The following is a 20,255-nucleotide window of genomic DNA, read 5'->3' on the forward strand; positions in this document are numbered from 1 at the left end:
TAGTGTCGCTTAAACGAGATCGCAACGCATAACAAGCGCTGTTCCACTGCCTTCGCTAGCCGCATAATACGCTTTTCTTTCTCCAACCTGCTTGAAGCCCAAGTTTTTATAAAGCCTCAATGCGGAGCTGTTCGTGTCATCCACTTCCAAGAACAGTGCTTCGGTACGATCAGAGTAAAGCTGGAAGATGGCGGCTTCCATAAGTTTCCGCCCTATCCCCTTTTTTTGATGCTTCGGGGAGACTGCAATAGTCAAAACTTCGGCCTCACCTGCAATCGAACGGATCACGACAAAGCCCAGATCGGCTTTTCCAGTCACACCAGATGTGCGGGCAGACAGGAAGAAAACGCCTTTTTGCTCAAAGATTGCGGCAAGTTCTGCTGTACCCCAATTCAGCTTGAAGCACTCGGCATGAAGTTTCGCCAGTTTAGGCAGGTCGTCTTTCTCAGCACGCTCGATAACCGGCGGCTTTTCTGATGTCCACCAGGACTTCATTGACGACGAACCTTTCCTTTCTCACCCGGAATAGCATCAGGAGCCCGAAGGTAGAGTGGCATCGGAGCTTTATCCTGACGCTTTGCACCTTTACCGAGCTTTGCGATGTAGTCAATCGATGCAGCAGCGGCATCATTGCAAACGCGAGATTTATCTATGCCTGCAGCATTGGCGACAGCCTGCGCAGCAGAGCCTGCCAGAATGGTCTCAGCATCGAGACTGTGTGCCAGGTCCTTAACGGTTGAAACGCGGGCCTCTCCAATCGGAGCGCCAGTTTCATCAAACTTTTGGCAGTAGACTTCATTACGACGCGCATCGAGAACCACCAAAATTGGTTTTCTGACGGGAGCAGCGTCCAAAGACTCGTGTGCGATTGCAGCCAATGTTGTGACCGAAACAACAGGCTTTTCGAGAACGAGACCAAACCCACGCGCAATGGAAAGACCGACACGCAGACCTGTAAAACTACCCGGACCAACATTTACAACAATGCGGTCCAGTGAGTTAAACGTTGTCGAGGAGTCCGTCATGACACTCGCAACCATGCCCATAATGCGTTCGGCATGACCTCGTCCGAGATCTTCGCATTGGGAGACAATATCCGGCGTACCGCCTTCATCGGTTAAAACGGCGGCAGCACAGGTACTTAGTGCGGTATCAATAGCAAGCAACTTCATAAGTTCGGCTTATCGTTAGGGCAGCTGGTTGTCGAGCAACCAATTCGTTTAACACCCGGAGTATTTTTTGGCCTTGCAGCAAACAGGGCAGCTGGTGCTGCCCTGTTTCAGAAGATTTACATTAGCAGAAACTACATCTGTCTAACTTCTTGAACTTCTGGGATGAAATGCCGCATCAGGTTCTGAATGCCATGGCTCAGTGTCGCTGTTGAGGATGGGCAACCTGCACAGGCGCCGCGCATGCTCAAATAAACGATACCCTCACGATATCCCCTGAATGTTATGTCACCACCATCTTGAGCAACTGCAGGGCGTACGCGGGTCTCGAGGAGCTCTTTGATCATGGTTACGGTTTCTTCGTCTTCTGCGTCGAAGAACTCTTCTCCTGTATCCCCATCACCAGCTTCCTCACCTTTCAGGATCGGGGTGTTGGCCATGAAATTTTCCATGATCGCACCAAGAATAGCCGGGCGCATATGCTGCCAATCAGTCTCATCCTTGGTTACGGTGATAAAGTCATGACCAAAGAAGATGCCAACAACGCCTGGAATAGTAAAAAGCTTCTCCGCCAGCGGCGATATTGTGGCTTCTCCTGCCGAGCGAAAATCGCGTGTGCCTTCCGACAAGACTACGCGGCCAGGCAAAAACTTGAGAGTTGCCGGATTTGGTGTCGCTTCGGTCTGAATGAACATAGTTTTGTTTCCGATTTTTATGCCAAAGAGCTTTCGCAAGCAGTCGCAGCACAGTTTACACTACTTAACGCTTCAGCAATGACTGTTTTCAAGTTCTATATGATAGGTAAACCTGATCAGGCAAGAGCATCTAGTGCATCATCGTCCAAATTACCTGGTACGATGGTCGTCGGAATCGGGAATGTTCCTGCCGATTTGCCCGCAATGGATGAAACAAGAGGCCCTGGACCTTCTTTGCTGGTTCCTGCTGCCAATACAAGAATCGCAATGTCTGCATCTTCTTCAATCAGGTCAATGATCTCATCTGACTGGTGACCTTCACGCACAACCAACTCTGGCTCTGTCCGTGCAGCAGCTCTCACCTTTTCGGCAGCTTTAGCCAAAATGGTGTCTGCATTATCACGCGCTTCCTGACGCATAATATCCTCAACCCCTAGCCAATGCTGGAAGTTTCCGGGTGCAATGACAAAGAGTAAGAGAACGACACCGCCGGTACGGGCCGCACGCTTTGAGGCATAAACGATGGCTCGACCACATTCTGGAGTGTCATCGACGACAACCAGAAACTTTCGGTCGTGACCTTCTTCATTACTTTTGCGAATAGCTACCATGTCGGCATGCTGCCACTTGAGGTGGTATGCGGCAAGTATTTTTCCTTGCCACATTCCGTTAGGTTTTCTTTTTCCGACTGATTTTTTCGTCAGTTAGAGGATGAACTGAGACAAATCGACATTCTTGGCCAGTTCGCTCACATTCGACTTCACGTAGGCTGCATCAATTGTGACTTGCTCACCAGACTTGTCTGGTGCGACGAAGGAAATCTCATCCAGTACACGCTCCATCACAGTCTGCAAGCGGCGAGCCCCAATGTTTTCGACCGTTGCATTCAAATCAACAGCAACTGTCGCAATCTCGTCGATTGCGTCCTCGGTAAATTCGATGCTCACGCTTTCCGTCGCCATCAATGCAACATATTGCTTGATCAGGCTGGCTTCAGTTTCTGTCAGGATCTTGACAAAATCTTCTTTCGTCAGCGCTTTCAGCTCAACACGGATCGGAAGACGGCCCTGAAGTTCCGGCAGAAGGTCTGATGGTTTTGACACGTGGAATGCACCAGATGCGATGAACAGAATGTGGTCTGTTTTCACTGGGCCGTGCTTTGTTGAAACAACAGTACCCTCGATCAGTGGCAGCAAGTCACGCTGAACGCCTTCACGGGAAACATCGCCACCATTACGGCCATCTTTCCCGCAGATTTTGTCGATCTCATCGAGGAAAACGATACCGGAGTTTTCAACCAGCTCAATTGCCTCTTGAACAACCTTCTCTTCATCAAGAAGCTTGTCGGACTCCTCTGCCAGAAGCAGCTTGTGGCTATCTTTGACGTTTGTGCGCTTCGGCTTGGTCTGACCGCCAAATGCCTTACCCAGCATGTCAGAGATATTCATGACACCGACGCTGCCCCCTGGCATGCCAGGAATATCGAAGCTTGGCATCTGTGGGTTGGCACGCACTTCAACTTCAATTTCTTTGTCGTCGAGGTCGCCTTCACGCAGCTTCTTGCGGAATGTATCACGAGTGGCCGGGCTTGCATTGTTGCCGACCAATGCATCCAGAACACGCTCTTCAGCAAGAACATGTGCTTTTGCTTCTACTTCTTTGCGGCTTTGCTCACGTACAAGGGCGATACTGGATTCGACCAGATCACGAACGATCTGCTCTACATCACGACCAACGTACCCCACCTCAGTAAACTTGGTTGCTTCAACTTTTGTGAAAGGAGCATTCGCAAGCTTAGCAAGACGACGAGAGATCTCAGTTTTACCAACACCGGTTGGGCCAATCATGAGAATGTTCTTTGGCTGAACTTCTTCGCGCAGCTCTTCATCCAACTGCTGACGACGCCATCTGTTGCGCAGTGCAATTGCCACTGCGCGTTTCGCGTCATGCTGGCCGATGATGTAGCGATCAAGTTCACTAACGATTTCCCGAGGAGAGAAATTTGTCATTTTCTTACTTTCTAGTTCCGGATAGGTGGCAGATATGTAGTGAGTGTGGTTCCTGCAAGAGGGCGCATAACGATCCGTCGCGCCACGTTCCAGCCTGAACCGAGTAGCAAAACAAAACTCCCAAGTAATACAAGGGAGATAGCAGTTAGCTGCGATGCAGAAAAGTCGGCAGACTCCAGCAAATAGGCTAATGCGAAGCCTAGGTAACTCAGCGCTGCCACCAGCATTGCACGACGGTCAATGATGAGAGCGACCGCACCAAATGCCAGGACAACAGCAATGGAGACCAAGGCATAAGCTTCTGTCTGCTGTTCAAAGTACACTCCGCTCAAGATGGAATGAACGATAAGCGGGGCAGCAAGCAGGTGAAGCCAAAAGGCCTTGTCTGTGTTGAGTGTTTCCCGCTTGGTGTCTTTGGTGTCAAAATACATCGCGCAACCGAATGCAAACAGACCGCAGACCAGCGAAACCCAGGACAGATACTCAAGAATTTTTGTGTCAGTTACCAGCGTCAATGCGCCTACGATCAAGCCCATGATCCCCGCAACAATGACGGTCAGTGTTATTGGCACCTTAAAGCGCCAGTAAAACAACGAAGCGCCCACTAAAGCGAAGATGGAACTCAGAATGACCTGAATGGCTTCGGAGTCGTTGTTCAGAACATCAGGTGTGAACAGGCCAAATCCAACAAGCGCAATTGAACCTCCAAACAATCCTGTCAGTAAAATTGAAGGAAGCGCGAGCTTCTTGATCTTGGTAAACCACTCGGCCAGCACCCATGTGATGATGGCAGCAGCGCCAGCAACAGCAGCTGTAGGAAGACCGCCTTGAGTGAGCGAGTCCCCAAACCCAATACCGTAGCCAGCAAAAAGAATTAGAATACCGAGGCTAATGAAAATGTCATGAAAGCCACGTGTAAACCGAACTTCTTCCGGGTCGTGGAGGTTTTCAGATGCTTGTTGGTTCTGAATATTTTCTGCTTGAAGAGACAAATAGGAGACGAGCTTATCAGCTTGATCTGCGCTGATAATTCCTGCGGAGATGGCTCCGGTAAGAGATGTTCTTGATATCATCAGTTCCTCGTCAAATCCAAATGGAACAATAAAAGCTTCAAGTATCCTTGGCTTAGCAAATTAAGCTGATCTAAAAGTATCTTGAACGCAGAACTGGAGATCGAAAATTATTGATCTCCAGTCGTATCTTGTCGTTACAGTTACTCTTCGTCGAGCACTTCGACGGTAACATTGCTGTTTGTGTAGACGCAGATGTCTGCTGCGATTGTCATGGACTTGCGGCAAACCTCTTCTGCGGTCAGGTCCATATCAACCAGCGCACGCGCTGCGGACAGCGCGAAGTTGCCACCGGAACCGATGCCCATCACACCATTTTCCGGCTCAAGCACGTCGCCGGTACCTGTCAGCACCAGAGAGTGCTTTTTGTCGGCAACCAGCATCATGGCTTCCAGACGGCGAAGGTAGCGGTCTGTACGCCAGTCTTTTGCCATCTCAACGCATGCACGCATCAACTGGTCGGGATATTGTTCGAGCTTGGCTTCAAGGCGCTCAAACAGCGTGAACGCATCAGCAGTCGCGCCTGCAAAGCCAGCAATAACCTTACCGCCTGCCAGTGGGCGGACCTTACGTGCAGTGCCTTTAATGACCGTTGATCCAAGAGACACCTGACCATCTCCAGCAATTACGACTTTGCCGCCCTTGCGCACGGTCAAGATGGTTGTGCCGTGCCACTGTTCAGGTTCACTCATTCATTTTTCTCCAGAGTTCTATCGGCAACGGAGCAATCTCCCGCGCAACTCAATTTCAAATTTGTGTCTGCGGTATTATGTATGTAGTCCTTGCCGCATTGCCAATGCGGCAAGCCAAAAAAACTCAGTTATCCTGTAGCTTTACGTGACTTGCCTCACTGACGAAGCGGTCAACAAGCTTATGCAATCGCTTGATCTGGTGGTCTTTTGTGAGGTCGCCATTTTCATCAAAGGACTTGCCCGCAAAATTAATAGAGACCATTTCTGGCAGGACAAGGCATCCTAAAGACACTTCCATGATCGTTCTCAGGTGCATGAGGCCTCTCAAAGAGCCATGCGCACCGGGAGAAGCCCCGCCGACAGCATAGATCGACTTGTGGAAGAGCTGAAGCGGTTCTTCCTCTGGCAACTGGATGCGACTGATCCAGTCCAGTGTATTCTTCAGCAATGGGGTGATTGAGGAGTTGTATTCCGGGCTGGCTATGAAGATCCCATGATGGGTCTCAATGAGCTTTCTGAGCTTGAATGCATTTTCAGGGATACCCGTATCATCTTCCAGGTCACCATCGTAAATAGGCAGAGGATAGTCGGCAAGGCTGATTGTAGTTACTTCTGCATTGGCGATCGTCAGGTGTTTTGCCATCAGCTCTGCCAGCATTTTATTGTAGGACCCTTTGCGGGTTGAACCTGAAAAAACGAGTATCTTTGGCTTCATAGGGCTATCCTCACGACATGGCTCTGCAACCTCTCGTTCAAGAGCTGCATGATCTCTGGTAAAGTCGGCACGAAGAGTACCCTATACTACCCAAGCGTAAGGTTTATGGAAGATGCGTGTTTTTAGGTGATTGACCGCTAAACGCCTGCCTTTGAGAAATCAAAAGGGCTTTCGGAAAATCCAGACACGAGCTGGCGGAATATTCTTCACGATCCATCCGGTTTTCGACCAGCTGAACATTTTGGATTTCAGTGTTACCGGAGACGCGAAGGAATAAGAGAATTGGATGAAGGGAGCACCGGGCCTCATAAGAGCGAAGGCATCACGAATGCACTTTAAGCGAAACTCCATCGGTCTGGACACAAGTGGCAAGCTCGAAACCACAGCACACAGTGAGTTTGGCGCGATATGCTCAAGGCTGGGACGCATGTTGTAAGCGTCACCTTGAACCACGTTCAATCCTTCAAACTTGTCACTGAGATGCTCGCAGAAGTCTGTGCTGTACTCCAAGCAGGTAAGACGGTCTTTAGAGATACCTGCTTCAAGAATAGCTTTTGTGACCGGGCCTGTGCCAGGTCCCAACTCTAAAACCGGATTATTTGACTCAACGGGAACGAATTCTGCCATTCTCTGGGCGAGAACAGGGCCTGACGGGGCGACCGCTCCGGTCGTGAGTGGTGCTTCCACCCACGCCCGAAGAAATTTGGAAGGCTCACGAAATTTGTTCAAGGCATTTTCTGCCCGTGACCTCGTTTCGTGAAACATTCAACTCTCCGTAGCATCAACAAAGGGTACTACTGAGATATTACTGATTGGTGGCAATTTAAAGAGCTATGCCTTGAAATTCTCCAAAAAATCTTTTGCCTTTGCAAAAAAGCCAGTAGATTCCGGATGATTTTCTCCAGAGGATTCACCTTCAAATTCTGAAAGAAGCTCTTTCTGCCTCTTCGTAAGATTTGCTGGTGTCTCCACGGCAACTTGAATATACATGTCGCCCTTCTGGCTAGACCGCATAATCGGCATACCTTTACCGCGCAGTCTGAACTGCTTTCCGGTCTGAGTGCTCTCAGGAACTTTCACGCGCGCTGTATTGCCATCCAATGCCGGAACTTCGAACTGACCACCCAGAGCAGCAGTTGTCATTGAAATTGGCACGCGGCAGAAGATATCAGCACCGTCACGCTGGAAGAACTCATGCGGACGAATGGACAGGAAGATGTAAAGATCGCCTGCGGGACCACCGCGAGCACCGGCTTCACCTTCGCCTGACAAGCGAATACGCGTGCCATCTTCGATGCCTGACGGAATATTCACGGAGAGCGTGCGCTCTTTCGTTGTCCGGCCAGTACCGCCACAGCTGTCACATGGATCTGTAATGATCTCACCACGACCCTGACAGGTCGGACAGGTACGTTCCATGGTGAAGAAGCCCTGAGCCGCTCTGACACGCCCAGCACCGCCACAGGTTGGACAGGTGGACGGACGGGTTCCGGACTTTGCGCCGGAGCCACTGCACGGCTCACATGTTACTGAGGTTGGAACCTCGATCTCGACAGACTTACCTTCGTAAGCTTCTTCAAGAGAGACTTCCAAGTTGTAGCGCAGATCTGCGCCGCGTTCACGACCAGAACCACGACGTCCACCACCGCCACCAAAGAACTCATCGAAGATGTCTGCCATGGAGGAAGCAAAGTCGCCCGGACCTGCTCCGCCGCCACCACCAAAGCCGCCGTTTTCAAAGGCTGCATGGCCAAATCGATCGTAGGCAGCGCGCTTTTGCGGGTCTTTCAGGGTTTCGTAAGCTTCGCTTACTTCCTTAAAGTTTGCTTCCGCTTCATCATTACCAGGGTTTCGGTCAGGATGGAATTTCATCGCGAGTTTGCGATAAGCGCTCTTAAGTGCCTTTTCGTCGACCTCCCGTGCTACCCCCAGCACCTCATAGTAGTCGCGTTTAGACATTATGAAATAAGCTCCAAAGACGTGATGTCTATTTGCGTTTTGAAGCCTCAGGAGAACATCAGCTCAGTCTGAGGTCACTGTGGGCAGTCGAGTTTAATTCTTGCTTCGCAACGAACTCACTCGTGAACTGCACTCATCTTCAAAACAAAACTGTTTACTGTTCAGTCGGTGATTGAGGTGCAGCTTTAAGCGCAGCGCACACATTACCAACTACCCATATGTAGGAAGCAGCTCTCTCAAATGCAATTGCACCCAAAAGGTTCTCTTCGACTAAAATCTTCCATACAGTCGGGAAATACTTGAATAAAGTTTACCTCGCAAGCCCATAGGAGCTTGCGAGGTAAAAGTATTAGTTAGCTGGACTTTTTGTCGTCGTCGCGAACTTCTTCGAAGTCTGCGTCAACCACATCGTCAACTGGCTTTGGCTCACCATCGTCTTCAGCACCCTCTCCGGCTTCCTCTGCCTGAGCGTCCTTGTACATAGCTTCGCCAAGTTTCATGGAAACTTCTGCAAGAGACTGGGTTTTCGCAGTGATATCTTCCAGATCTTCACCTTCCAGAGACACTTTCAATGCAGCCAAAGCGCCTTCAATTGCAGACTTGTCTTCGTCTGAAACCTTATCGCCGTACTCTTTGACGGATTTCTCTGTTGAATGGTGAAGTGCTTCACCCTGGTTTTTGGCTTCAACCAGATCCTTACGCTTCTTATCATCTTCAGCGTGAGATTCTGCGTCTTTCACCATCTGCTCGATGTCAGCGTCGGACAGACCACCAGATGCCTGAATACGGATCTGCTGCTCTTTACCTGTGCCTTTATCGGTTGCAGACACGTTCACGATACCGTTGGCATCAATATCAAAGGCTACTTCAACCTGTGGGACGCCGCGAGGTGCTGGTGGGATGCCAACCAGATCGAACTGACCGAGGATCTTGTTGTCCGCAGCCATTTCACGCTCGCCCTGGAAGACGCGGATGGTCACAGCAGTCTGATTGTCTTCTGCTGTAGAGAACACCTGGCCCTTCTTGGTTGGGATTGTGGTGTTGCGGTCGATCAGACGTGTAAACACGCCACCAAGAGTTTCGATGCCGAGGGACAGAGGAGTAACGTCGAGAAGCAGAACGTCTTTAACATCACCCTGCAGAACGCCAGCCTGAATTGCCGCACCCATTGCAACAACTTCATCAGGGTTTACGCCCTTATGAGGTTCTTTGCCGAAGAACTGCTTAACAATTTCCTGAACCTTAGGCATGCGAGTCATGCCACCGACGAGAACAACCTCATCGAGTTCACCAGCTGCAAGGCCTGCGTCTTTAAGAGCCGCTTTCATTGGAGCAACAGTACGCTGAACCAGATCGTCAACGAGTTGCTCAAACTTAGCGCGGGTCAGTTTAAGGGTAAGGTGCTTAGGACCAGAAGCATCTGCTGTGATGAACGGCAGGTTGATTTCGGTCTGGGATGCGGAGGACAGCTCGATTTTTGCTTTTTCAGCTGCTTCTTTCAAGCGCTGCAATGCGAGCTTGTCGTTCTTAAGATCGATGCCCTGCTCTTTTTTGAACTCACTCGCAAGGTAGTCAACCAGACGCATGTCAAAGTCTTCACCACCGAGGAAGGTGTCACCGTTGGTGGACTTCACTTCAAATACGCCATCGCCGATTTCCAGTACGGAAACGTCGAAGGTACCGCCGCCAAGATCGTAAACCGCAATGGTTTTACCGTCGTTCTTGTCCATGCCGTATGCAAGAGCAGCAGCGGTTGGTTCGTTGATGATACGCAGAACTTCAAGACCAGCGATCTTACCAGCATCTTTAGTTGCCTGACGCTGAGCATCGTTGAAGTATGCAGGTACCGTGATAACAGCCTGAGTAACAGTCTCACCCAAGAAGCTCTCAGCGGTTTCTTTCATCTTTTGCAGAATGAAAGCGGAAACCTGAGATGGGGAGTACTTTTCACCTTCAGCCTCTACCCATGCGTCGCCGTTGTCAGCTTCAACAATTTCGTATGGAACCAGCTTTTTGTCTTTTGCGACTGTTGGATCATCAAAACGACGACCAATGAGACGCTTAACAGCAAACAGGGTGTCTGTTGGGTTGGTAACAGCCTGGCGTTTCGCTGGCTGACCTACAAGCTTCTCACCATCGTCAGAAAACGCAACCATAGAAGGGGTAGTACGCGCACCTTCTGCGTTCTCGATTACTTTGGCGTCCTTGCCGTCCATTACAGATACGCACGAATTTGTCGTGCCGAGGTCGATACCGATGACCTTTGCCATGTTTTTAACTCTCCTTTCGGCAGACCGCCCGAACCCCAAAGGCCTTCGGATAATGTCGGATCAGCATCCGACCGGTCCCCAATACATTGCACTTGCGTGAGTTGTCGCAAACACGCAAGAAAACTTCAATTGGCTATATAAGAGGGGTCCCCTGCCCCTGCAAGGGACAGGACCCGATATATCGACACAAGATCTACCCGAAGCCATTTTCTGAGTTAAGAAATTGAACTTTTCTTTGGAAAACCACAGAAAACACCTCCATTGCATCCCGGTTTTCTGCGTAACCCTCATTTCTAAGAGGGTGTTTGTGGATAGAGCTCTTCAAGAGAGACGGAGTGTCCACTTTCCTGGACGATGCGCACGTGCTCTCGTGAAAGCTGCCTTGCAGCATCGACCCCACATGCATGAGCAATCATATCAACCTCCATCCGCACGCTATGACAATAAGCAGCGACTCGGTGGCTTTTTTCTGTTGGGTCAAGACCAGTCTGAAGTGCTTTATTATGAGTGGTGATACCTGTCGGACAGGTATTTTTGTTACACCGCATTGCTTGGATACAGCCCAGTGCGAACATGAAGCCCCTAGCAGTTACTACAAAATCAGCCCCTGAACACAACACTAGGGCAACGGCGGACGGGATAATTCGCTTTCCAGAAACAATGATACGGATACGGTCACGCAGATCATGCTTTCGCAAGACATGATCGACAATTGGAAGTGCCTCAGAGATCCTTAGACCTACGTTGTCCATGAGAGGCATTGGCGCTGCACCCGTACCACCATCTGCTGAATCTATAGTGATAAAGTCCGGTGCATGTTCGATCCCACGGTGGTTAATTTCACGACAAAGCTCTTCCACCCAGGCGCTTGAGCCGATCACTGTCTTGAAACCTACAGGCTTCTTGGCAATGCTGCGGACGCGGCTGATGAAGTCTAAGAGCTCACCCGTATTGCTGATCTCAGGATGACGATTTGGAGCGTGAGATGGTTGCCCGACTTTGAGCCCACGAATTTCTGCGATCTCAGGTGTCACCTTTCCACCAGGCAAGAGACCACCTTTTCCAGGTTTGGCGCCTTGAGCGAGTTTGATCTCGACCATTTTGACCTGAGCGTTGTCCGTTATTTTTTTCAGCTTGTTTTCATTGAGCGTGGAGTCATCATTCCGGCAACCATTTTTTGCTGTCCCCATTTGAAAGACGATGTCAGCACCACCTTCTAAATGGTACGGAGATAAGCCACCTTCTCCAGTATTCATCCAGCACTTTGCCATCTTCGCACCTCGTGAAAGAGCGAGGACCGCAGGTCGGGAAATGGCGCCGTAACTCATGCCAGAGATGTTAAAGTAACTGGGAGGCACATAAGGATTTTCGACGTAAGGACCGATGAGAAGCGGCTCAGGCTCATCGATTTCCTTCTCCAATTTTGCGAAGGGGGCATTCACGAACAGTGCCGTTCCGGGTAAGTTGAGGTTTTTTGTGGACCCGAACGCCATTGTATTACCTTCTGCCTTGGAAGCATGATCCACCCAGGTTCGCTCTGCCCGGTTGAACGGCATTTCCTCCCGATCCATAGCGAAGAAGTACTGACGGAAAAACTCACCTAAATGCGAGAAGAGCGCTCGGAATCGACCCACGACAGGGAAGTTATGCCGAATGGCATCTTTGTGTTGGCGTCGATCAACAACATAAAGAACGATAGCGGTAATAAGTGCGATCAAGATCAGGAGTGAAACAAACGCTGCAAAAATATTTAGTACAGTCGAAAGTAACGTAGGAAGAAGGTGCATTTGTGGATCTCCTTAACTGGGAGCCGCTATTTTGAAGATTATGGGTTAAATTCACTTTCGGCAAATCTCTCCAAATTTTCCGTTTTTGTAAGCGGTCTTTTCAGCAAATATGTCCAGATTAGAAGAGGTCTTGAGATGCAAATAAGCGATGACTTTCCTAAAGATTTCAAGTACCTGCCCGGATACTTCTCTTCTGAGGAGCAGAAGGAACTTGTCGATACGCTCAGATATCTCGTCAAAGAAGCTCCATTGTTCACTCCCGTGATGCCACGAACAGGAAAGCCATTTTCTGTTCGGATGACCAATCTTGGAACATTGGGTTGGGTATCTGACAGGAGTGGTTATCGCTACCAGTCTCAACATCCGGAGACCGGTCAGCCCTGGCCTGTTATCCCTGAGGTCCTGCAGGCTCTTTGGAACAAGGTTGGCAACTGCCCGGCAGCGCCAGAAGCCTGCCTCGTGAATTATTATGCTGCAACAGCAAAAATGGGCATGCATCAAGACAGTGATGAAAAAACGTTTGAAGCCCCTGTTGTTTCGGTCAGTCTCGGAGACACAGCAATTTTCCGGCTCGGCGGTGTGAAGCGCGGGGGCCCGACGCAATCACTCAAGCTTAATTCAGGAGACGTTGTTGTACTCGGAGGAGAAGCGCGACTGTGCTACCACGGCATTGACCGTATCCAGGGTGGGAGCTCAAGCCTCCTTAAGGACGGAGGCAGATTAAATCTGACTCTCCGCCGCATCTCGCCATTTTAGCTAGAGCATCAGGCCTCTTCGAGCGCACCAGCCATAAAGAAGGCACGAATGCCGCTGGACACGAAACGAATAGTGCCTTCGACTATCTCGTCCTGATCCATTTCTTCATCGTAAGGGCCTTTGGAAGCTCCGGTCACAACGTAAAGCGCCTCTAACGTTGCGCTGTGCATGAGCATCATCAACAACTGAGCACGAGGTCCTGTTGGGATGTCACTCTTCGTGGCTTTTGCCAGAGCCTTTGTGATGCGAAGGATAATCCTCGGCGGCTCCCATGAGTGCATGATCTTCTGGCCGGACTCTGGATCAGAGAAGACCTGACGAATGAGAACAACAAACGGCACCAGCTTTCCGGTGTCTCTTGAGATCCCTTGTACAATCAAGGGCTCCATAAATGCTCGGGTTATCTCTTCTAGATCGGGTTCGCGCCCGCCAACTTCCAGCGCATCCAGACGCTGCATGCGCATATCGTCAATTTCGCGAAGGCGGCGCATAAAGACTGCCCTGACGAGATCATCTTTGCTGCCAAAGTGATAGTTGACTGCAGCAACATTGGCATCGGCTTTTTCGGTGATCATTCTTACAGAAGTTTCCGCAAGACCATGTTCAGCGAGCAAGCGTTCTGCGGCATCAAGTAACCGTTCACGGGTCCCCAGTTCAGAACTGTCTGGCACAGCGGCACCTCCAGGAAGATAGTTTACAATTGTTTTGAGAACTCTCTAAAGGTTTTGAGTAGACCCTTAGAAATCTCAAATACTTCTCTTAAGCTATCTTGCTTTTAGCACGTTTTATTGAGCAACAACCCGCCTACAATTCATATCATCAATTGCAATGACTATATAAAACTTAGATAAATTTATGCAGTAACTTAGTATGATCCAATTATTTCTAGATTTTTCACATATAGCCGGCTAACCAATAAAAAACGGGAGCGTAACAACTCCCGCTTTTCATAGTTTCAACTCAGAATGTCTTAGAGGTGGATGCCGTAAGCAATTGCTGAAAGAGCGATTGCAATGACCCAAAGTGCGACACGTCCAGACCGGCTATGCTTCGCTTCCGATCTGCCAATCGCATCTGCGGTTGCCTCATCGAATCTCAGGCCGTTGTTTGCCATCGACTCCAGTTGATTGGAAAACTTGCTCGCACGGTCAGCAATAATCGGCAAATCACTTGCCAGACGACCCAAAACAGTCACGCCTGTTGCTAGGTCTGTGATGCGTCCCATAGGGCCAAGGTTTCTCTGAATCCAACCGGTTACAACAGGATCAGCCGTGTTCCACATATCCAGATGCGGGTTCAGCGAGCGGGCGACACCTTCTGCCAGAACCATGTTTTTCTGTAGCAAGATCAACTGAGGCTGAGTGTGCATGTTGAACATCTCAGTCACTTCAAACAACTGTGTCAGCAAACGCGCCATTGAGATTTCACTGGCATCATGCCCATGGATCGGCTCACCAATCGCCCGAATTGCTTGCGCGAATATATTCACGTCCTGATCTGCAGGCACATACCCAGCTTCAAAATGAACTTCGGCAACTCGCAGGTAATTGCGAGTTATGAAGCCATAGAGAATTTCTGCCAGGAAGCGGCGCTCAGACAGCCCCAAACGCCCTGTGATCCCTAAATCGACTGCTACCAGAGTTCCATCCGGTTCAATGAAGAGATTGCCCTGATGCATGTCCGCGTGGAAAAAACCGTCACGTACGGCATGGCGCAAGAAAGTCTGGATCACTTTATTGCCTAGTTCAGCCAGGTCATGGCCAGCTTCTTCGATACCTTCCAGATTGGAAAGCTTTACACCGTCAATCCATTCCATGGTGAGTACGGAACGAGAGGTGCGGGGCCAGTCCACACTGGGAACGCGAAAATCTTTGTCGTCCTTGCTGTTTTCACCCATTTCAGAAAGAGCTGCGGCTTCCATACGCAGGTCCATTTCCAAAATGACAGCGTGCTCATAGGTCTCAACCATCATAAGCGGACGAAGGCGGCGGCTTGCCGGACTGAAGCGTTCAGCAAGCCGCGCTGCAAGGTAAAAGCTCTTCAAGTCGCGCTTAAACCCGCGCTCGACACCGGGGCGCAGCACTTTAACAGCTACTTTTTCCAGTTCGCCATCGCGGTTTCGGAAGTACGCAGGGTGTACTTGTGCAATCGACGCAGCGGCGACTGGTTCACCAAACTCTTCAAAGTGATCTTCGACTGTTTTGCCGAGCTGTTCTTCGACTGTTTTGCGTGCGTACTGCGTCAGAAATGGCGGAACATTGTCCTGAAGTGCAGATAGTTCCTTTGCCGCTTCCTTACCAACCACATCCGGGCGTGTCGCAAGAAACTGCCCCAACTTAATGTAGGAGGGACCAAGGCGGTTCAGCGCATCTGTCAGGCGTGCTGCAGCATCTTTTTTCTCAATGCCACGACGCTCAAGCATACGTGCGACGCCAATAGCCAAGCGCGGTCCGGGAGGGAGATCTGGCAGAGAAACGAGTCCGAACACACCTTCGCGGGCCATAACATAACCCGCGAAAACCAGACGCATAAATGGCACAATATTTGCGATCATAACTGGTTAGATTTTCCAGCCGGAGTGAAGTGCAGCGATACCGCCGGTGTAGTTTCGATAGGTGACACGCTCAAAACCTGCATCACGTATCATCTGCGCAAAACGTTCCTGATTTGGAAACTTGCGGATAGATTCTACAAGATAGCTGTATGGGTCTCCGTCACCTGTCACCGCCTGTCCGATTTTTGGAATGGCGTGGAAGGAAAACAGATCATAGACCTTATCAAGTGCTGGCACGTCTACCTGAGAGAACTCAAGGCACATGAAGCGACCGCCGCGTTTAAGTACACGGTGAGCCTCTTGCAGTGCTTTTTCGATTTGTGGGACGTTACGGATACCGAATGCGATGGTGTAGGCATCGAAGTGCTTGTCCGGGAAAGGCAGCTCTTCTGCGTTCCCCTGAATGAACTCGATGTTTTCTGAAAGGCCAGCAGCGCTCGCACGGTCTTTGCCAACACCCAGCATCGATCCGTTGATATCGCAGACGGTTGATTTGATTGTCCGGTTAGAACGCTCAACAACGCGGGTTGCGATGTCTCCAGTCCCACCAGCCACGTCCAGATGTCGCCATTCACGGGCGCCATTCTTTGGTGGGTTCATGCTGGACACCATCGCATCTTTCCAGAGACGATGCATTCCACCAGACATGAGGTCGTTCATCAGGTCATAGCGAGACGCCACTTTGTGGAAAACATCATCCACCAGATCCTGCTTTTCACCTTCGCGAACTGTGCGAAACCCGAAGCTAGTTGCCATTTCAGTCGGGTCTGTTACGGATGCCTGCTCAGGGGTTGAGAACTCACGCGCCATAATCAAATCACTCCATTTCGCGGGCGAACATAGTACAGCTTGTTACAAAGCGCTATTGTTGAACGTAATCTTTGCCCAGCAGCAAACCACTGTACCAACGGATATCTTATGCCTGAATTACCGGAGGTTGAAACAGTCCGTCGTGGACTAGCACCTTTTTTTGACAATGCAACAATTTGCAGAGTTGAACAACGCCGACCTGATCTTCGTTTTCCTTTTGGCGATGATTTCGTAGATCGCCTGGAAAATCGCAGAGTTGTTTCCTTCAGCCGCCGCGCGAAATATCTATTGCTTGATCTGGACAGCGGTGATGTTTTGGTGATGCACCTTGGCATGTCGGGTTCGTTCCGCTGGATCGAAACTGATGATCGAGAACCAATACAAACCGTTGAAATGTATCATGCAAAAGGCAAACACCCTCAGCATGACCATGTGATTTTCCATGTTCGTCCAGCTGATCAGGAGACGATCGTAAAGATCATATATAATGATCCGCGGCGCTTTGGATTTATGGTGCTCATTCCTCGCAGCGAGCTGGCGACACACCCGATGTTTGTCGATATGGGGATCGAACCACTTGGCAATGAGCTGGATGGAGCCTACCTCGCCAAGCTGTTTGAGAACCGGAAAACCTCTCTTAAAGCAGCTTTGCTCAATCAGAAGTTCGTCGCAGGACTGGGTAACATTTATGTGTGTGAAGCACTCTGGAGAACGGGGGTAAGTCCTTTCAACAGCGCATCCACACTTGCAGGCAAATCCGGTAAGCCGCTTAAAAAAGCCGACGAGCTTTCCAAACACATTCGGGAAGTCTTGCAGGAAGCGATAAAATCCGGCGGATCTTCCCTGAAGGATCACCGGCAAGCGGATGGTTCTCTCGGATACTTCCAGCACAACTTCTCTGTCTATGATCGCGAGGGGGAGGCTTGCCGAACTCCCAAGTGTGCTGGCGTCATTGAGCGGAAGGTCCAGAATGGGCGCTCAACATTCTTCTGTCCGAAATGCCAGAAGTAAGCATGCGAGCTGATATGTCACGCTTGAGGGAATTGCATTCCCTAGAGCAACTGTCTAGGAGACAGGCATAATATTATAAAAGCCAGCAGGATGCCCTGTAGACGGCGAGAAAAGGATGGCCCTATGAAAATCGGTGTAGTTGGTGTTGGCGCTGTTGGAAGTACTGCAGCCTACGCCATGGCCATGAACGGTGTGGGCAACGAAATTGTGCTCGTCGATTACAATCCGAAACTCGCTATTGCCCAGGCGGAAGACATTCTTCACGCAACCCCGTTTGCGCGGCCGATGAGCGTTATTGGTGGTGATTACAGTGACTTGAAGGATGCAGCAGTCGTCGTGATTGCGGCTGGTGTCAACCAGCAACCGGGTGAAACCCGGATTGAGCTGTTGGCACGCAATGCTGGTGTGTTTGCAAAAGTCATTCCTGAGGTGCTGAAATATACACCAAATGCGATCCTGATCATCGCAACCAATCCGGTTGATATCATGACCCAGGTTGCGACCGAAATTTCTGGTCTGCCGCGCAATCGCGTTATCGGCTCAGGTACAATTCTGGATACTGCACGGTTCCGTACTTTATTGGGTAAACATCTGGGCATCACGCCAACCTCTGTACATGCAGATGTGCTTGGTGAGCACGGTGACAGTGAAGTGCTTGTCTGGTCTGGCGCAAAGGCAGGCAACACGCCGTTGTTTACCTTTGCCGAGCAGATCAACAAGCCAATCACTCAAGATGTTCGTGACCGTATTGACCATGGTGTTCGTTACGCTGCCTATTCGATCATCGAAGGCAAGGGTGCAACCAACTATGGCATTGGCGCAGGGCTCTCCCGCATTGTGAAGGCTATTGTGACAAATGAACATGCTGTCATCAGCCTTTCCATCGTCAATGAAGAGATCGTTGGCGTGAGGGACACGGCCCTTTCAGTGCCGCGAGTGCTGGGTGCTGATGGTATTGAAGCTACCCTCTTCCCTAGTATGGATGAGTTGGAACGCAGCCAGCTGCAAGCGTCCGCAGTGGCGTTGGAAACAGCGGCAAAAGAAGTGCTTTCCAAGCACCTGAAATAGTGCTGATCCCGCAAAAGCTCTATTTCGGCAGTTTTATTAGGCTTTTGCGGAATTTTCTTATTCTCACCTTGGCAAAAACCTGTTTTTCACCTATGCCACAGACCTAGTTTCTGATGCACAAGCGCATACAATCGCCAAGTTAGCTATTGGATTAGGTTTGTTGCGCGCGTCTGTGCACCACTTGCAGCGCGGAGAGTATTGATGACACAGGCGGATATCGGCCTTGTTGGACTAGGCGTCATGGGAGCCAATCTGGCTCTTAATATCGCAGACAATGGCTATAAAGTAGCGGTGTTCAACCGTACTGCAGAGGGAACCCAAGCTTTCATGGAGAAGGCTGGACACCTCAAAGACATGTTTATTCCCTGCTACAGCACAGAAGAGCTGGTAGCGAACATCAAAGCCCCTCGTCCTATCATTTTGATGGTTCCGGCAGGCGAGCCAGTTGATCAGCAGATTTCTGTTCTGAAAGACCACCTGAAAGACGGTGACATTCTGATTGACGCAGGCAACAGCGACTTCCACGACAGTAATCGCCGCTACAAAGAATTGGCCGACACGCCATTCACCTTTGTTGGTATGGGCGTTTCTGGCGGTGCGGAAGGCGCTCGCTTTGGCCCATCCATCATGGTTGGTGCTTCTGAAGCCGCTTATGGGCGTATCGAGCCTATCCTGAAAGCGATCTCAGCAAAGCACAATGACGAACCTTGTGTTGCTTTGATGGGCCCTGAAGGCGCTGGCCACTTTGTGAAGACTTTGCACAACGGCATTGAATACGCTGACATGCAGATGATTGCTGAAGTGCACGAAGTGCTCACCGAGACCCTTCACCTGAGCATTCAGGAACAAGCCGAGATCTTCTCCAAGTGGAATGAAGGCCCGCTGGCGTCTTACCTCATTGAGATCACCGCAAACGTTATGGGTGTGATTGATGAAGAGAGCGGCAAGCCAATTCTGGATGTTATTCTGGATACTGCTGGTCAAAAAGGCACTGGTCGCTGGTCCGCTGTCGAAGCGCATCTGCTTGGCGTTCCGGCAACTGGTATTGATGCAGCTGTTGCAGCGCGTTGCATGTCTGCAAGTCGCGCACTCCGTCAGGAAGTTGCAGAACTCTACCCGCAGTCTGATGCAGTGCTGACTTGGGAACTCAAGCAGGAAGGCATTGATGCCTGTGAACGTGCTCTGATTGCCGGTAAAATTGCAGCCTACGCTGAAGGTTTTGCTGTGCTGGCTGCTGGTGGCAAGGAAAACGGCTGGGATCTGCCAATGGGTGACATTGCCCGCATCTGGCGTCAGGGCTGTATTATCCGCTCACGCTTCCTGGATGAGATTGCGCAGGCATATGACCAAAATCCTGACCTGAAATCTCTCTACCTGGCTCCTGCTATTGCTGAACGTATGAAAGATGCTGTTCCTGGTCTGCGCGATATGCTGAGCTTGAGCATCACCAACGGCGTGCCTACGCCTGCTCTTTCAGCAGCGCTTGGTTCGTTTGACATGATCCGTCAGAAGCGGACTGCTGCCTATGTGATTCAAGGTCAGCGGGACTTCTTCGGTCAGCATGGCTTTGAACGTACGGACAAAGAAGGTTCCGGCTTCCATGGCCCTTGGCCTGCTGGTGGCGCGTAAGCCAGATACAACTTAGGCATGCTAGTTATTAACTAGGCTGTGCTATGCCTGATTGAAATTT

19 protein-coding genes are annotated in these 20,255 nt (G+C 50.3%); 4 read left to right on the plus strand and 15 right to left on the minus strand.

What is annotated here, in order from left to right:
* Positions 1–9: 9 nt before the first annotated feature.
* The 12 genes from rimI to PsW64_RS08145 all read right to left on the minus strand — a co-directional run bounded on the left by rimI (position 10) and on the right by PsW64_RS08145 (position 12,366).
* Positions 10–495: a ribosomal protein S18-alanine N-acetyltransferase gene (rimI, locus tag PsW64_RS08090; protein ID WP_063303294.1), complete on the minus strand. Its 486-nt coding sequence runs from the start codon at positions 493–495 to the stop codon at positions 10–12.
* Positions 492–1,172 (minus strand): tRNA (adenosine(37)-N6)-threonylcarbamoyltransferase complex dimerization subunit type 1 TsaB, encoded by a 681-nt coding sequence (tsaB, locus tag PsW64_RS08095; protein WP_063303295.1) that lies wholly within the window; start codon positions 1,170–1,172, stop codon positions 492–494. The genes rimI and tsaB overlap by 4 nt, the downstream gene beginning before the upstream one ends.
* A 131-nt stretch (positions 1,173–1,303) precedes the next feature.
* On the minus strand, positions 1,304–1,864 hold the full coding sequence (locus tag PsW64_RS08100; RefSeq protein WP_057463082.1) for a NifU family protein: 561 nt from the start codon (positions 1,862–1,864) through the stop codon (positions 1,304–1,306).
* A gap of 116 nt (positions 1,865–1,980) precedes the next feature.
* Positions 1,981–2,475 (minus strand): universal stress protein, encoded by a 495-nt coding sequence (locus PsW64_RS08105; protein ID WP_057463249.1) that lies wholly within the window; start codon positions 2,473–2,475, stop codon positions 1,981–1,983.
* 93 nt (positions 2,476–2,568) lie between these two features.
* Entirely contained in the window at positions 2,569–3,873 is a 1,305-nt protein-coding gene (gene hslU, locus PsW64_RS08110; RefSeq protein ID WP_063286338.1) for an ATP-dependent protease ATPase subunit HslU, read from the minus strand.
* A gap of 11 nt (positions 3,874–3,884) precedes the next feature.
* Entirely contained in the window at positions 3,885–4,946 is a 1,062-nt protein-coding gene (locus PsW64_RS08115) for a hypothetical protein (RefSeq protein ID WP_063303296.1), read from the minus strand.
* Positions 4,947–5,086: 140 nt separating this feature from the next.
* A complete protein-coding gene (gene hslV / locus PsW64_RS08120; protein WP_057463084.1) occupies positions 5,087–5,635 on the minus strand; it encodes an ATP-dependent protease subunit HslV in 549 nt (182 codons plus the stop codon).
* Positions 5,636–5,759: 124 nt separating this feature from the next.
* A complete protein-coding gene (locus PsW64_RS08125) occupies positions 5,760–6,350 on the minus strand; it encodes an NADPH-dependent FMN reductase (protein WP_063294315.1) in 591 nt (196 codons plus the stop codon).
* Between the two features lie 159 nt (positions 6,351–6,509).
* On the minus strand, positions 6,510–7,115 hold the full coding sequence (locus PsW64_RS08130; RefSeq protein ID WP_208980655.1) for a class I SAM-dependent methyltransferase: 606 nt from the start codon (positions 7,113–7,115) through the stop codon (positions 6,510–6,512).
* Positions 7,116–7,181: 66 nt separating this feature from the next.
* Complete coding sequence (gene dnaJ / locus PsW64_RS08135) at positions 7,182–8,309, minus strand: molecular chaperone DnaJ (protein WP_057463086.1); 1,128 nt, start codon at positions 8,307–8,309, stop codon at positions 7,182–7,184.
* 353 nt (positions 8,310–8,662) lie between these two features.
* The gene (gene dnaK, locus PsW64_RS08140) at positions 8,663–10,618 is read right to left on the minus strand and encodes a molecular chaperone DnaK (RefSeq protein WP_275078085.1); all 1,956 of its coding nucleotides are present in this window, start codon (positions 10,616–10,618) and stop codon (positions 8,663–8,665) included.
* A gap of 254 nt (positions 10,619–10,872) precedes the next feature.
* The gene (locus tag PsW64_RS08145; RefSeq protein ID WP_063303297.1) at positions 10,873–12,366 is read right to left on the minus strand and encodes an FMN-binding glutamate synthase family protein; all 1,494 of its coding nucleotides are present in this window, start codon (positions 12,364–12,366) and stop codon (positions 10,873–10,875) included.
* A gap of 135 nt (positions 12,367–12,501) precedes the next feature.
* Here PsW64_RS08145 and PsW64_RS08150 point away from each other — a divergent pair, with 135 nt between their 5' ends.
* Positions 12,502–13,122 (plus strand): alpha-ketoglutarate-dependent dioxygenase AlkB family protein, encoded by a 621-nt coding sequence (locus PsW64_RS08150; RefSeq protein ID WP_063303366.1) that lies wholly within the window; start codon positions 12,502–12,504, stop codon positions 13,120–13,122.
* An 8-nt stretch (positions 13,123–13,130) separates the two neighbouring features.
* Here the strand turns inward: PsW64_RS08150 and PsW64_RS08155 are convergent, their stop codons facing one another.
* The 3 genes from PsW64_RS08155 to ubiE all read right to left on the minus strand — a co-directional run bounded on the left by PsW64_RS08155 (position 13,131) and on the right by ubiE (position 16,486).
* Entirely contained in the window at positions 13,131–13,793 is a 663-nt protein-coding gene (locus PsW64_RS08155; protein ID WP_057463089.1) for a TetR/AcrR family transcriptional regulator, read from the minus strand.
* 299 nt (positions 13,794–14,092) lie between these two features.
* On the minus strand, positions 14,093–15,676 hold the full coding sequence (ubiB, locus tag PsW64_RS08160; protein WP_057463090.1) for a 2-polyprenylphenol 6-hydroxylase: 1,584 nt from the start codon (positions 15,674–15,676) through the stop codon (positions 14,093–14,095).
* Positions 15,677–15,682: 6 nt separating this feature from the next.
* Positions 15,683–16,486 (minus strand): bifunctional demethylmenaquinone methyltransferase/2-methoxy-6-polyprenyl-1,4-benzoquinol methylase UbiE, encoded by an 804-nt coding sequence (gene ubiE / locus PsW64_RS08165; protein WP_057463091.1) that lies wholly within the window; start codon positions 16,484–16,486, stop codon positions 15,683–15,685.
* Positions 16,487–16,594: 108 nt separating this feature from the next.
* On the opposite strand from ubiE, the gene mutM reads away from it, so the two are divergent.
* The 3 genes from mutM (at position 16,595) to gndA (ending at position 20,194) form a co-directional block, all read left to right on the plus strand.
* Complete coding sequence (gene mutM, locus PsW64_RS08170; RefSeq protein WP_063303298.1) at positions 16,595–17,497, plus strand: bifunctional DNA-formamidopyrimidine glycosylase/DNA-(apurinic or apyrimidinic site) lyase; 903 nt, start codon at positions 16,595–16,597, stop codon at positions 17,495–17,497.
* Positions 17,498–17,620: 123 nt separating this feature from the next.
* A complete protein-coding gene (locus PsW64_RS08175; RefSeq protein WP_063303299.1) occupies positions 17,621–18,565 on the plus strand; it encodes an L-lactate dehydrogenase in 945 nt (314 codons plus the stop codon).
* Positions 18,566–18,766: 201 nt separating this feature from the next.
* On the plus strand, positions 18,767–20,194 hold the full coding sequence (gene gndA, locus PsW64_RS08180) for an NADP-dependent phosphogluconate dehydrogenase (RefSeq protein WP_057463094.1): 1,428 nt from the start codon (positions 18,767–18,769) through the stop codon (positions 20,192–20,194).
* Positions 20,195–20,255: the final 61 nt, after the last annotated feature.

Source organism: Pseudovibrio sp. W64 (assembly GCF_001623145.1).
Classification (GTDB): domain Bacteria; phylum Pseudomonadota; class Alphaproteobacteria; order Rhizobiales; family Stappiaceae; genus Pseudovibrio.